This window comes from Rhizobium sp. NFACC06-2, assembly GCF_900101425.1.
Taxonomy (GTDB): Bacteria; Pseudomonadota; Alphaproteobacteria; order Rhizobiales; family Rhizobiaceae; genus Agrobacterium; species Agrobacterium leguminum.
Genome location: NZ_FMVA01000004.1, coordinates 144,631 through 158,045 on the forward strand (window position 1 = coordinate 144,631; position 13,415 = coordinate 158,045).

Below are 13,415 nucleotides of genomic sequence, written 5' to 3' on the forward strand. Positions count from 1 at the left end.
ATCTGAACGGAAAATTCCGTCGACTGGTCGCCCTGCGCCACTTTGCGAGTGAGGCCTATTGCCTTTGTCTGCGGGCGTTGCCATGTGTGGTGCGTGCGGCCCGCATCAGCAATGCCGGGCGCACGGCAAGCAGATGAAGTCGATTCGCGGATAGTACGTTGAATTTTCGCCCCATGATCCTGAGCGGCCGCGGTGTCACGGCCGTTCTCGGCCCCACCAATACCGGCAAGACCCATTACGCGATCGAGCGGATGGTCGCGCATGGCAGCGGTGTCATTGGCCTGCCGCTGCGTCTTCTGGCGCGGGAGGTCTATACCCGTCTCGTTGAGAAGGTGGGTGCGCCGAATGTGGCGCTGATTACCGGCGAAGAAAAAATCGCACCGCCTAAAGCCAAATATTCCGTCTGTACGGTGGAAGCCATGCCGCGCGAGACGACGGCCGCCTTCGTTGCGATCGACGAGGTGCAGCTGGCGGGCGATCTCGAACGCGGGCATATCTTCACCGACCGGGTGCTGCATCTGCGCGGGCGGGAGGAAACGCTGCTGCTTGGCGCCGGCACTATGCGCCCTATCCTCGAAAAACTGCTGCCGGGAATTACCGTTGTGGAACGCCCGCGCCTGTCGCAGCTCTTTTATGCGGGTCAGAAGAAGATTACCCGCCTGCCGCAGCGCACGGCGATCGTCGCCTTTTCCGCCGATGAGGTCTACGCCATCGCCGAGCTGGTGCGCCGCCAGCGCGGTGGTGCTGCCGTGGTGCTGGGCGCGCTTTCGCCGCGCACGCGCAATGCGCAGGTGGGGCTCTACCAGTCCGGCGACGTCGAATATCTGGTGGCGACGGACGCCATCGGCATGGGTCTCAACCTCGATGTGGACCATGTCGCCTTCGCGCAGGATCGCAAATTCGACGGCTATCAGTTCCGCAATCTCAATCCCGGCGAGATCGGCCAGATCGCCGGCCGCGCCGGCCGCCATCTTCGCGATGGCACATTCGGCGTCACGGGGCGTGTCGATCCGTTCGATGACGAGCTGGTGGAGCGGATCGAAACCCATCAGTTCGATGCGGTGAAGGTTCTGCAATGGCGGACGAAAAATTTCGATTTTTCCTCCATCGCCAATCTGCGCCTGAGCCTCGATGCCGCGCCGGCGATCCAGGGACTTTCGCGCGCCCTGCCGGCAATCGACCAGCAGGCGCTGGAATATCTGTCGCGTTATCCAGAGATCATCGATGTGACGACGAGCGATGCGCGGGTGGAAAAACTCTGGGAGGCGTGCGCTCTTCCAGACTATCGCCGTATTGCTCCTGCCCAGCATGCGGACCTGATCTCCACGCTCTATTTCGACCTCGTCAAACGCGGAGCGGTGAACGAGGATTTCATGGCCGAGCAGGTGCGTCGCGCCGACCGGACGGATGGAGAGATCGATACCTTGTCTGCGAGGATTGCGCAGATCAGAACATGGACTTATGTATCGAACCGCCCAGGATGGCTTGCCGATCCGACACACTGGCAAGAAAAGACTCGGGAAATCGAGGATCGATTGTCCGATGCGCTACATGAAAGGTTGACGAAACGCTTTGTTGATCGCAGGACATCTGTGCTCATGAGGCGCCTGAGAGAGAATGCGATGCTTGAAGCTGAAATCAGTGTAAATGGTGATGTCTTCGTAGAAGGTCATCACGTCGGCCAGTTGGCCGGGTTCCGGTTCACGCCGGTGCCGGGAATGGAAGGGCCGGATCAGAAGGCCGTGCAGGCTGCGGCGCAAAAGGCGCTTGCGCTCGAATTCGAGGCGCGTGCCGCGCGTCTGCATGCCAGTGGAAATGGCGATCTCGCTTTGAGCTCCGATGGTCTGGTTCGCTGGTTGGGCGAACCGGTTGCCCGCCTTTCGGCCGGCGACAACATCATGAAGCCGCGGGTGATCCTGCTTGCCGACGAGCAGCTGAACGGCAATGCCCGTGATCACGCTCTGGCGCGCGTAGAACGTTTCGTCAATCATCAGATTGCGACCGTGCTGAAGCCGCTGGACGATATTTCCCGCGCCGAAGACCTTCAGGGTCTGGCGAAGGGTCTGGCGTTCCAGCTCGTGGAAAATCTTGGCGTGCTGTTCCGCCGCGACGTTGCCGAAGACGTGAAGTCTCTCGATCAGGATGCGCGCGCCTCCATGCGCCGTTACGGCGTGCGTTTCGGCGCCTATCACGTTTTCCTGCCAGCGCTTCTGAAGCCCGCCCCGGCGGAGCTTGTGACGCTGCTCTGGGCTTTGAAGAATGACGGTCTCGGCAAGCCGGGTTACGGCGACCTCATTCCGGTGCTGGCCGCAGGCCGTACCTCGGTCGTCACCGATGCCAGCTTCGAGCGCATGTTCTACAAGCTCGCCGGTTTCCGCTTCCTCGGAAAGCGCGCCGTGCGTATCGACATTCTCGAGCGTCTGGCCGATCTCATCCGCCCGCTGCTGCAATGGAAGCCAGGTCAGCAGCCGCGGCCGGAAGGCGCTTATGACGGTCGCCGTTTCACGACAACGACCGCCATGCTTTCCATTCTCGGCGCGACGCTTGATGACATGGAAGAAATTCTGAAGGGCCTCGGTTACCGCGCCGATCAGGTGACGGCGGAAGAGGCGCAGGCCTTCCTCGCCAGCCACGCTGGTGCCTCTGCTCCGGCTGCCGCGGAAGCGGCGACGGCTGAAGAGGAAAGCGTCGAGACCGAGGAACACGAGCCGGCTTCCGATGAACAGGTGTCCGAGACGGCGGCTGCTGTCGAAGGCGAAGCTGTCGAGGCGCCGGTTGCGGAAGCTGCCAGCGAAGAGGCTGTCGCAGCCGAGGCCGTGCCGGAAGGCGCGGAGGCCGCCGAGCCCAAGCCCGTTCTTCTGTGGCGTCCGGGTGGTCGCAACGAAAATCAGCGTGGCGAAAACCGTCGTCCCGGCAATCGCGGTCAGGGCCGTGGTGAAGGAGCACGCGAACAGGGCGAGCGTCGTGGCGAAGGCCGTCGCGACAATCGTGACGGTGCAAACCGTGAAGCTGCTAATCGCAGTGGCGACGGCGAGCGCAAGCGCGATGGCGGCCGTCCGGACCGTGGCAACAACCGCAACAATGATCGTCACGATCGCGGGGAGCGCAAGGACCGGCCGGAACGCAATGACCGTGGCGGAAAGCCGCAGGGTCAGCAGCGCTTCGAAGCCAAGCCGCCGCGCAAGGAAAAGCCGCTCGATCCGGATTCGCCTTTCGCAAAGCTCGCTGCTCTCAAGGAGCAGCTGAAGAAGTAAGCCCATGGGAAGCAGCGAACAGCCACTGGAAAGCACGCGTCAGCGTCTGGACAAGTGGCTGTTCTTTGCCCGCATGGCAAAATCCCGTTCGCTTGCCCAGAGCTACATTCAGTCGGGCCACGTCAAGGTCAACGGCATTGCCATTCGCCAGTCCAGCCATGTGGTGAAGGCGGGCGACAGGCTGGAGATCGGCTTCGAGCGGATGGACAAGGTGCTTGTCGTCAAGTCCGGCGGAACACGGCGTGGACCCTATGAGGAAGCCAGACTTCTCTATGACGACGAGACGCCGCCACGGGAACCTTCCGACAGGCTGACGCCCCTTGAGCAGGCGTTGCGCCAGCCGGGCAGCGGGCGTCCCACCAAAAAAGAGCGCAGGGCGCTCGACAGGTTTCTGTCTGACAGCGACGGCAGCAAAGATTAGAATAAACCTCCGGGTCGCACCCGTTTTTCAGAATTGTTTATCCTTGCTATCTGCAAGCAAAGGCATTACGTCACTTGCGAAATTGCCCTGTCTGAATTCCGGGCGACGGCTTGTGTTCCGAAGCCCACAGACCCGGCCTGCATATTCTGGAGTTCATCATGACATATGTCGTGACCGACAATTGCATCCGCTGCAAATATACCGATTGCGTTGAGGTCTGCCCCGTCGACTGCTTTTACGAGGGTGAAAATTTCCTCGCGATCAATCCCGATGAATGCATCGATTGCGGTGTGTGCGAACCGGAATGTCCCGCCGAAGCCATCAAGCCCGATACGGAGCCGGGTCTCGACAAATGGCTGAAGCTCAATGCCGAATATGCGGCAATCTGGCCTAATATCACGATCAAGCGCGACCCGATGCCGGAAGCCAAGGAAATGGACGGTGTCGAAGGCAAGCTCGAGCTCTATTTCTCCGCAGAGCCCGGACAGGGCGACTGAGTTTTTACGGCCCGACCGTGAAACCATGATTTAAAAAGCCCTCGCAGCAGCAGCGCGAGGGCTTTTTGCTGGGCCTCATCCGCCGCGGCCGGATTGCAGCGTCGTCGACAGCAATGTCAGAAGGGCCACGCTTTCCTCCAGGCTTTGCCGCTGACGGCTTTGCAGGACAGCGGCCTGCAGGCGGTTCATCTCGCGTGCGATTGCCGCTGGCTGCCAGGTTCGCAGGGCTCGTTCGATGATGGGTTTTCTGCGGAAATGGATGTGGCGTCCAAGCGTCTGCATGACCTGACCGGCCTGCAGTTTTTTCTCATCCATTTCGGCCCGCATCTGGTCGAGTAACTGGAATTGCTTGAGGCACCCTTGGAGCACAAGAAAGATCGGGGTTTTCGAAGCCACGATCTTCTGCGTCGCCTGGAAAAAGGCGTTTCTGTCGCCTTTCAGAATGGCGTCGACGGCATCGTCTGCGGAAACCGTGCTGGCGTCTCCGATGATCGCCAGCACATCGTCTTCCTCGACCACGTCTGCCCCACGGCAATAGAGCGCCAGCTTGCGGATTTCATTGCGCGAGGCGATACGGTCACCACCCAGGGATTCGATGAGCCTCTGTCTTGCGGCTGGCGCAATGCGCAGATTATCGGCGGAGAGTTCCTGATCGATCAATGCGTTCAATGAGCGCGCATCGTCGGCGTAACAGGGAATCGCAGCGATGGAGCGCGCCGGTTCTGCGATCTTGCGCAGTCCCGTACCCTTCTTGATATCGCCTGCTTCGATGATGAGGAAGCTTGCTTCCGGCGGGGTCTCGGCAAGAATCTGCAGCGCATCCACCAGCGCCTTTTCGGCCGCAGCACCTTTGACCCAGACGAGTTTTTCGCCGCCGAAAAGGCCGATGGCATTCACCTCGTCGAGCAGACGGCCCGGGTCGCCCTGCAGATCGGATGCGGTCAGTTTCAGCGATGCGAAAGCGTCATCGGGATCGATACCGGTCTTTTTGGCGATGAGGCCTGCGCGTTCCGATACGAGACCGCGATCAGGGCCGTAAAGCACGAAAACGCGAAAGCGCTCCGCCGGATTTTCGGCGAAGCGCTCAAATTCATGGGACTTTATCTCCGTCACGGCCGCCGCTCTCAGCGGCCGAGGGTGGCGGCGATATCGGTGCGGATGATTTCAGCCAGTTCCCGGGCCGCCCGGTTCTCGGCGTCGCGGGTTGCCCTGATCTTGGCGAATTCCTGCTGCGGCAGGTCCACCTGCGCCGTCACGCTGCGGCGTGCGGAGCGCAGGATTTGACCATCGGAAACGCGTGTCAGCACATATTGACCACTCATCACGACACGACCGGGGTAAGGGCCATCGTAATTGTTGTTCGCGCGGGTCGTCAGGTCGTAATTCTGCACTTCCGTTGACGTCGCGCTCGAGCTTACGGAAACCTTGACGTTATATTGCGCGGTGGCGGGTTCGCCAGCGCCGCCGGACATCAGAAAGATCAGCTGGTTGCGGACTTCCTGCCCCACTCTGCCGCCGGTCTCGGAGACGCTGACGGCCGCCAGTCTCTCCTTGGTCCCCGAAGCTTCCCCATAAAGCGGGCGCACCTGGCAGCCTGCCAGAAGACCAGCCATCGTCACGACGGAAATCGCTGCCGCGACGCGGCCCCATCTTGAAAAAACGTCAGACAACAATGTTCACAATCCTCTGCGGAACCACGATGACTTTCTTGGGCTCGCCACCGGCAAGAATGGATTTGACGGCATCCAGCGCAAGGGCGGCCGTTCGGACCGCATCTTGATCCGCATCGCGCGCGATTGTCAATTCGCCACGCTTCTTGCCGTTGACCTGCACGGGCATGACCACATCGTTTTCCTCGACCAGCGAAGCGACGAAGGCCGGCCACGGCGTCTGGGCCACGAGGCCAGTATTGCCCAGTGCGGACCAGCATTCTTCCGCCAGATGCGGCGTCATGGGGGCAATGATGCGGATGAGGATTTCCACGGCGTCGCGCGCGGCCGCCTTGACGTCCTCAGACTTGCCGCCAGAAGCAACATCGGCGAGCGGGCCGGCCAGCGCATTGACCAGTTCGTAGATGCGGGCGATGGCCTTGTTGAAGGCGAGCTTGTCCAAGTCTTCCTGAACAGCCTTCAGCGTCTTGTGGGCAGCCTTGGAGGCCGCCAAGCCTTCGCCTTCGGTCGCAGGCTTCGGCTGAACGGTTCTCAGTTCTTCCGCCGCTTCGCCGATGATGCGCCAGACGCGCTGGACGAATCGGTTTGCACCTTCCACCCCGGCTTCGGACCAGATGACGTCGCGATCGGGCGGAGAGTCCGACAGCACGAAGAAGCGTGCGGTATCGGCGCCGTAGGACGCGATGATATCGTCAGGGTCAACCACGTTCTTCTTCGACTTCGACATCTTCTCGATGGAGCCGATTTTCACCTCTTCGCCGGAAGAGAGCAGGAATGCGCGGCGAGTGCCGTCGCTTTCCTCGATCCTGAGGTCGGCCGGCGGCACCCATTCGCGTGCGGTGCCTTCGCCGCGGCTATAGGTCTCGTGCACCACCATACCCTGCGTGAACAGGCCCTTGAAGGGTTCCTTGACGCCGACATGGCCGGTTTCGCGCATGGCGCGGGTGAAGAAGCGCGAATAGAGCAGATGCAGGATAGCGTGTTCGATGCCCCCGATATACTGATCGACCGGCAGCCAGTGGTTGGCGACCTTCGGATCGGTCGGTGCGTCTTCCCACGGCGCGGTGAAGCGCGTGTAATACCAGCTGGAATCGACGAAAGTATCCATCGTGTCGGTTTCGCGGCGTGCGTCATGGCCGCATTGCGGGCAGGAGACATGGCGCCAGGTAGGGTGCCGGTCCAGCGGGTTGCCGGGCACGTCGAACGTCACGTCGTCGGGCAGCTTGACCGGCAGGTCCTTTTTCGGGACCGGTACGACGCCGCAGACTTCGCAATGGATGACCGGGATTGGGCAACCCCAATAACGCTGGCGGGAAATGCCCCAGTCGCGCAGGCGGAAATTGACCTTGCGCTCGGCCTGCGGCGTGTTGCCCAGCATCTCAGTGGAGAGTTTCTGCACGACCGCCTCAAAAGCGTCCGTCGTATTCATGCCGTTCAGGAAGCCGGAATTGATCATCACGCCGTCATCGGTGAAGGCGGTATCATCGACGGTGAAGTTTGCAGCATCAGGGCCTTCAGGGGCGACGACGGCCACAACCGGCAGGCCGTATTTGCGGGCGAAATCCAGATCGCGCTGGTCACCCGACGGGCAGCCGAAGATCGCGCCGGTGCCATAGTCCATCAGCACGAAATTGGCGACGTAGACCGGCAGTTCCCAGGTCGGATCCAGCGGATGGACGACCTTGACGCCGGTATCGATGCCTTTCTTTTCAGCTGTTTCCAGCGCGGCGAGAGACGTGCCATGGCGGCGGCATTCATCGCAGAATTCGGCGATGGCAGGATTTTTTTCCGACAGTTCTTTCGCCAGCGGGTGGTCGGCGGCGATTGCCAGGAAGGAGGCGCCGAACAGGGTGTCCGGGCGTGTCGTATAGACGGTGATGTCGGAGAAACCTTCCGGCGCGGTGTCGGCGACCGTTTGCCAGCGCAGCGACAGGCCTTCGGAGCGGCCGATCCAGTTCTTCTGCATCAGGCGCACTTTTTCCGGCCATTGGTCAAGCGTATCCAGCTCGTCCAGCAGGTCCTGGCTGAAATCGGTGATGCGGAAGAACCATTGCGTCAACTCGCGCTGTTCGACCAGCGCGCCGGAGCGCCAGCCACGGCCGTCGATCACCTGCTCGTTGGCGAGAACCGTATGGTCGACCGGGTCCCAGTTGACCTTGGACTGCTTGCGGTAGACCAGACCCTTTTCCATGAAGTCGACGAACAGCGCCTGCTGGCGATGATAATATTCCACATCGCAGGTCGCGAATTCGCGGGTCCAGTCCAAGGACAGGCCCATGGATTTCAGCTGACCACGCATGATGGCGATGTTCTGGTAGGTCCAATCCTTCGGGTGGACCTTGTTCTGCATGGCGGCGTTTTCGGCCGGCATGCCGAAGGCGTCCCAACCCATCGGGTGCAAGACGTTGAAACCGCGGGCGCGCTTGTAGCGGGCAACCACGTCACCCATGGCATAGTTGCGGACATGGCCCATGTGGATGCGACCCGACGGATAGGGAAACATCTCTAGAACGTAATATTTCTCACGCGGATCGCTGTTGTCTGTCACGAAGACCTTGTCTTCGTTCCATTTCTGCTGCCAGCGCGGCTCGGCGTCGCGAGGATTGTAACGTTCGATGGCCATTGTCTAAAATTCCGGGTATCGAGGGGAAAAATGTGCGCTGACCTTCACCATGAAACGACCGGGGCGTCAAGTTTGGCGGGGCGTTCGGTAGTGCAATCTTGGCCAGCGTGCCTCAAATGGTGCTAAAGGCGCTTGGCATCAAGGGATTCGGCGTCTAGTTAGCGGTTCGAACGGTTAAAAAAGGTCTTGTGATGGAAATCGAAGCACGACTTCAGGATGTCAGGCAGCGCATTGCGGATGTGGCGGAAAAATCCGGCCGCAAGGCAGCAGATGTTGCCCTCGTCGCGGTATCGAAGACCTTCGAGGCGGAGGCGATCCAGCCGGTCATCGATGCCGGCCAGCGCGTGTTCGGGGAGAACCGCGTGCAGGAAGCGCAGGGCAAGTGGCCGGCACTGAAAGAGAAGAGTGATGGCATAGAACTGCATCTGATCGGCCCATTGCAGTCCAACAAGGCTGCGGACGCCGTGGCATTGTTTGATGTCGTCGAAAGCGTCGACCGCGAAAAGATCGCCCGCGCGCTTGCCGAGGAATGCGGCAAACAGGGCCGCAGCCTTCGTTTTTATGTGCAGGTCAATACCGGGCTCGAGCCGCAAAAGGCGGGCATCGATCCGCGTGAGACCATCGCTTTCGTGGCCCTTTGCCGGGATGAGTTGAAATTGCCGGTCGAGGGGCTGATGTGCATTCCGCCGGCAGATGAAAATCCCGGTCCGCATTTTGCGCTGCTGGCGAAGCTTGCCAAGCAATGTGGCCTGGAAAAACTCTCCATGGGCATGTCCGGTGATTTCGAAACGGCCGTCGAATTCGGCGCGACCAGTGTTCGTGTGGGTTCGGCGATCTTCGGCACGCGGTAAGGCCATAAACAAAAAACCCGGCGCTGAGGCCGGGTTTCAAGCATTCGAAAACGTCGATCAGTACTGATCGTCCTCGTCTTCATCCTTCTGCGTGGATTTCAGCGAGGAGAGCTTCTTGAAGACCGCATCGGCGTCGATCTGTTCGTCTTCTTCGCGCTGGAAGTTGTAATCCAGACCTTCCGTTGCCGTCGCCGGCTGCAGTGTGTTGTCCAGCTCTTCGGCGGTCGGCAGCGGACGGCCACGCGAGGCGCGTTCAACTTCGAGGTCGAGATCGATCTGGCTGCAGAGGCCGAGTGTGACCGGGTCCATCGGCGTCAGGTTTGCCGAGTTCCAGTGGGTGCGGTCACGAATCTGCTCAATGGTCGACTTCGTGGTGCCGACGAGACGCGAAATCTGCGCATCCTTCAGTTCCGGGTGGTTGCGAACGAGCCAGAGAATGGCGTTCGGACGGTCCTGACGCTTGGAAACCGGGGTGTAGCGCGGACCGCGGCGCTTGGATTCCGGCACGCGGACCTTCGGCTCGGAAAGCTTGAGCTTGTGGTTGGGATTGCTTTCAGCGCGGGCGATCTCGTCGCGGGAGAGCTGTCCGGTTGCAATCGGATCGAGACCTTTGATGCCCTGTGCGGCTTCACCGTCGGCAATCGCCTTGACTTCGAGCGGATGCAGTTTGCAGAACGTGGCGATCTGATCGAACGACAGCGCGGTGTTGTCAACCAGCCATACAGCCGTAGCCTTTGGCATGAGCAATTGTTGAGCCATAGATACAGTCCTTCTGTCCGTCCGCGCCGGTGTCGCGGGCCGTGGGTATCAACCACTAATTTCCGGGATATGGGGGCTCTATAGCCGCATTGCATCATAATTGCAATTCTTTGCGAAACAAATGACCTTTGTCTAATTGCCGTGCGGATTTGAACTGCTATGAATTCACCACATGCCTGAGGTGGGAGTCTCGGGCCACGTCAAAAGCCATATCGGTTCCAGGAGGAGTTTATGTCTGCCAAAATCTACCCGGTGCTCAAATCGGCGAAGGCCCGCACGCTCATCGACAATGAGCGTTACCAGAAATGGTATCAGGAGAGCGTCGAGGATCCGGAAAAGTTCTGGGACAAGCACGGCCGGCGGATCGACTGGTTCAAGCCCTATACCAAGGTCAAGAACACGTCTTTCAAGGGCAGGGTGCCGATCAAGTGGTTCGAGGACGGCCTGACGAACGTTTCCTATAACTGTATCGACCGGCACCTGAAGACGCATGGCGAGCGCACGGCGATCATCTGGGAAGGCGACAACCCCTATATCGACAAGAAGATCACCTATAACCAGCTCTATGACTATGTCTGCCGTCTGGCGAATGTACTGAAGAAGCACGGTGTCAAGAAGGGCGACCGCGTCACCATCTATATGCCGATGATACCCGAGGCGGCCTACGCGATGCTTGCCTGCGCCCGCATCGGCGCCATTCATTCCGTCGTGTTCGGCGGGTTCTCGCCGGAAGCTCTGGCGGGCCGCATCGTCGATTGCCAGTCCACCTTCGTCATCACCTGCGATGAGGGCGTGCGCGGCGGTAAGCCGATCCCGCTCAAGGAAAACACCGACAAGGCGATCGATATCGCCGCCAAGCAATATGTCATCGTCAACAAGGTTCTCGTTGTGCGGCGTACCGGCGGCAAGACCGGCTGGGCGCCTGGCCGCGACATCTGGTACCATCAGGAAATCGCGACCGTGAAGCCGGATTGCCCGCCTGTGAAGATGCGCGCGGAAGACCCGCTGTTCATCCTCTACACGTCGGGTTCCACCGGCAAGCCAAAGGGCGTGCTGCACACCACGGGCGGCTATCTCGTCTATACGTCGATGACCCACGAATATGTCTTCGACTACAAGGACGGTGAGGTGTATTGGTGTACCGCCGATGTCGGCTGGGTCACCGGCCATTCCTATATCGTTTACGGGCCGCTTGCGAACTGCGCGACGACGCTGATGTTCGAAGGTGTTCCCAATTTCCCGGATCAGGGCCGATTCTGGGAAGTCATCGACAAGCACAAGGTCAATATCTTCTACACAGCGCCGACGGCGCTCAGATCGCTGATGGGGGCGGGCGACCAGTTCGTCCAGCGCTCGTCGCGCGAGAGCCTGCGGCTTCTCGGCACGGTCGGCGAACCAATCAATCCGGAAGCCTGGGAATGGTATTACCATGTGGTTGGTGAGGACAAGAGCCCGATCGTCGACACCTGGTGGCAGACGGAAACCGGTGGCATTCTCATTTCGCCGCTGCCGGGCGCGACCGATCTGAAACCGGGTTCGGCAACGAGGCCGTTCTTCGGCGTGCAGCCGCAGCTTGTCGATGCGGAGGGCAATGTTTTGGAAGGCCCCGCTGACGGCAATCTCTGCATCATCGATAGCTGGCCGGGCCAGTCGCGCTCCGTCTATGGCGATCACCAGCGCTTCGTCGATACATACTTCTCCACCTATAAGGGCAAGTACTTCACCGGCGACGGTTGCCGGCGTGATGAGGACGGTTATTACTGGATCACCGGCCGCGTCGATGACGTGCTGAACGTTTCCGGTCATCGCCTCGGCACGGCTGAAGTGGAATCGGCGCTGGTATCGCATCATCTCGTTTCGGAAGCGGCCGTGGTCGGTTATCCGCATGCCATCAAGGGGCAGGGCATCTATTGTTATGTCACGCTGATGGCGGGCCAGAACGGCGATTATGCGCTGCGTGAGGAGCTGGTAAAGCACGTGCGTAACGAGATCGGGCCGGTTGCGACGCCGGACAAGATCCAGTTCGCGCCGGGCCTGCCAAAGACCCGTTCCGGCAAGATCATGCGACGTATCCTGCGCAAGATCGCCGAGGACGATTTTGGTGCGCTTGGCGATACATCGACGCTCGCCGATCCGGCCGTCGTCGAAGACCTCATTGCCAACCGGCAGAATCGCACGGCATCCTGATTTCCGGAAAAGGCTGCTTTGGCAGCCTTTTTTTCGATCTTGAGTTTTCTGCAAACAAAAACACCCGGAGGCGGAAACCTCCGGGTGTTTTTCATTTCAACCAGATGGGCTTACTGGCCGCGGATCTTCTTCAGGTCGGCCAGAACGGCGTCGACGACATCAGCGCCGATTTCAGCCTTGTGCTTTTCGTAAACGACCATCGACTTTTCGCGGATACGGGTCTGCTCTTCCGGAGACAGCGTGTTGACCTCGAGGCCGGCAGCCTTGATCTTTTCCAGCGACTTCTGGTTCAGTTCGCGGATGACCTTGCGCTCTTCGTCGCGGCCGACGACTGCGCATTCACGCAGGGCCGCCTGCTCTTCGGGCGTGTAGCTGTCGAAGATCGGCTTGGAGAAGAGGAAGAGGAATGGCGTGTAAGCGTGGTTCGTCTCGGTGATGTACTTCTGCACCTCGTAGAATTTGGAGGTGTCGATCGTCACATAGGGATTTTCCTGTGCGTCGATCGCGTTAGTTTCCAGCGCCGAGAACACTTCGCCGAAAGCCATCGGCGTCGCATTGGCGCCGAGGTTCTGGAAGGTGTCGAGGAAGATGTTGTTCTGCATCACGCGGACCTTGAGGCCCGAGAAATCTTCCCACTTGTTCACGGCATGCTTGGAGTTCGACAGGTTGCGGAAGCCGTTTTCCCAGTAAGCAAGGTTTACGAGGCCCTGCTCTTCCAGCTTCTTGTTCATCATGTCGCCGAAGGCGCCGTCCATGACGGCATCCGCCTCCTTGGCGTTGGAGAACAGGAACGGCAGGTCGAAGACGCCAAGCGACGGGATGAGGCCGACGAGCGGCGACGAGGACGTGACGACAGCTTCCTGAACGCCGGAGCGCAGGGCCTGCGTTGCCTGAAGGTCACCGCCGAGAGCGCCGCCCCAGAATGCCGTTAGCTTCAGCTTGCCGCCCGACTTGTCGTCGAGGCAGGCTTGCATGGCCTTGATGCCGTTGCCGACCGGGTGATCCTGGTTGATGCCGTTCGAAACGCGGATATTGCGGCTGTTGAATTCGGCCATTGCGGGTGCAGCGGCGCCAACGGCGAAAGCGATGGCCGTGGTGGTCAGAAGAAGCTTTCTCATAATATCCTCCCTTGGATTGTGTTCGAGAAGCGGTT

10 protein-coding genes are annotated in these 13,415 nt (G+C 60.1%); 5 read left to right on the forward strand and 5 right to left on the reverse strand.

Annotated features, from left to right (window positions below):
• Nucleotides 1–173 precede the first annotated feature (173 nt).
• The 3 genes from F3H58_RS09560 (at nucleotide 174) to fdxA (ending at nucleotide 4,172) form a co-directional block, all read left to right on the forward strand.
• A complete protein-coding gene (locus tag F3H58_RS09560; RefSeq protein ID WP_149742021.1) occupies nucleotides 174–3,254 on the forward strand; it encodes a helicase-related protein in 3,081 nt (1,026 codons plus the stop codon).
• Nucleotides 3,255–3,258: 4 nt separating this feature from the next.
• Entirely contained in the window at nucleotides 3,259–3,675 is a 417-nt protein-coding gene (locus tag F3H58_RS09565) for an RNA-binding S4 domain-containing protein (protein ID WP_020810999.1), read from the forward strand.
• 158 nt (nucleotides 3,676–3,833) lie between these two features.
• A complete protein-coding gene (gene fdxA, locus F3H58_RS09570; RefSeq protein WP_003520294.1) occupies nucleotides 3,834–4,172 on the forward strand; it encodes a ferredoxin FdxA in 339 nt (112 codons plus the stop codon).
• A gap of 75 nt (nucleotides 4,173–4,247) precedes the next feature.
• On the opposite strand, the gene holA is transcribed toward fdxA, so the two are convergent.
• Genes holA through leuS form a run of 3 tightly spaced genes read right to left on the reverse strand, consistent with a single transcriptional unit; the run spans nucleotide 4,248 to nucleotide 8,465 of the window.
• Nucleotides 4,248–5,285, reverse strand: coding sequence for a DNA polymerase III subunit delta (holA, locus tag F3H58_RS09575; protein WP_149742022.1), 1,038 nt, complete (start codon nucleotides 5,283–5,285; stop codon nucleotides 4,248–4,250).
• 11 nt (nucleotides 5,286–5,296) lie between these two features.
• On the reverse strand, nucleotides 5,297–5,842 hold the full coding sequence (lptE, locus tag F3H58_RS09580) for an LPS assembly lipoprotein LptE (protein WP_161987770.1): 546 nt from the start codon (nucleotides 5,840–5,842) through the stop codon (nucleotides 5,297–5,299).
• Nucleotides 5,835–8,465 carry a leucine--tRNA ligase gene (leuS, locus tag F3H58_RS09585; RefSeq protein ID WP_149742023.1) on the reverse strand — a complete coding sequence of 877 codons (2,631 nt, stop codon included), beginning with the start codon at nucleotides 8,463–8,465 and terminating at the stop codon, nucleotides 5,835–5,837. The genes lptE and leuS overlap by 8 nt, the downstream gene beginning before the upstream one ends.
• 191 nt (nucleotides 8,466–8,656) lie before the next feature.
• Between leuS and F3H58_RS09590 the strand changes: the two genes are divergently transcribed.
• Nucleotides 8,657–9,316 carry a YggS family pyridoxal phosphate-dependent enzyme gene (locus tag F3H58_RS09590; RefSeq protein ID WP_188128849.1) on the forward strand — a complete coding sequence of 220 codons (660 nt, stop codon included), beginning with the start codon at nucleotides 8,657–8,659 and terminating at the stop codon, nucleotides 9,314–9,316.
• Nucleotides 9,317–9,373: 57 nt separating this feature from the next.
• On the opposite strand, the gene F3H58_RS09595 is transcribed toward F3H58_RS09590, so the two are convergent.
• Nucleotides 9,374–10,075, reverse strand: a complete 702-nt coding sequence (locus F3H58_RS09595) for a DUF1013 domain-containing protein (protein WP_188128850.1) — start codon at nucleotides 10,073–10,075, stop codon at nucleotides 9,374–9,376.
• A gap of 231 nt (nucleotides 10,076–10,306) precedes the next feature.
• Between F3H58_RS09595 and acs the strand changes: the two genes are divergently transcribed.
• Nucleotides 10,307–12,262: an acetate--CoA ligase gene (acs, locus tag F3H58_RS09600; protein ID WP_065656888.1), complete on the forward strand. Its 1,956-nt coding sequence runs from the start codon at nucleotides 10,307–10,309 to the stop codon at nucleotides 12,260–12,262.
• A gap of 110 nt (nucleotides 12,263–12,372) precedes the next feature.
• Here acs and F3H58_RS09605 read toward each other — a convergent pair whose 3' ends face one another.
• Complete coding sequence (locus tag F3H58_RS09605; protein ID WP_149742025.1) at nucleotides 12,373–13,380, reverse strand: TRAP transporter substrate-binding protein; 1,008 nt, start codon at nucleotides 13,378–13,380, stop codon at nucleotides 12,373–12,375.
• Nucleotides 13,381–13,415: the final 35 nt, after the last annotated feature.